Genomic DNA, 570 nt, shown 5'->3' with positions numbered 1-570 from the left:
GCCCCCGCACCCGCCCCCCCCCCCCCCCCCCCCGGCCGGCCGGGCGCCCCCGCCGCCGGAGCCGCAGGTGTCTCGGCCGGCCTCGCCGACGCGTGCGCCGGCTGGCTGCTGCGCGGCGACGCGCTGGTCCAGCGGGCCCACCGCGACGGCACCGACCACCTGGCCCGGGCCGCCCGCCGGGACTGGACCTGGGGCACCGCCACCGCCCGCCGGCGCCTGCTGCACCGCCTCGCGGCCGTCGCCGCGACGACCGCCGACCACCCCGCCCTGAGCGGTGTGAGCGACCTCACCGCCGCCATGCACCACCGCATGCTCGCCCGCTGGCCCGCACTGCACCCCCTGCCGGCCGAACGTCCCTAGCGCCACCCGCACCACCCACCCCGGCACCCGCCACCCGCACACCGGCAACACGCCGAACAAAAACCCCCAACACCCCAGAAAAAACCCACAAGAAGAATTCCCACCCCCAACCCGCACCACCCCACCGAACGTCCCCGACACCCGGCCGGCACTGTCTCTTATACACATCTCCGAGCCCACGAGACCTCTCTACATCTCGTATGCCGTCTT

At 75.4% G+C, this 570-nt stretch carries 1 pseudogene; it reads left to right on the top strand.

The features are described 5' to 3' along the window. A pseudogene (locus IF89_RS45660) lies at positions 1-360 on the top strand (hypothetical protein); the annotation flags it as partial. Positions 361-570 lie beyond the last annotated feature (210 nt).

The organism is Streptomyces sp. NRRL F-2664 (assembly GCF_000719345.1).
Classification (GTDB): Bacteria; Actinomycetota; Actinomycetes; order Streptomycetales; family Streptomycetaceae; genus Streptomyces.
Note: the sequence above shows the minus strand (reverse complement) of the source record. Positions and strands in the feature narration are given on the sequence as shown.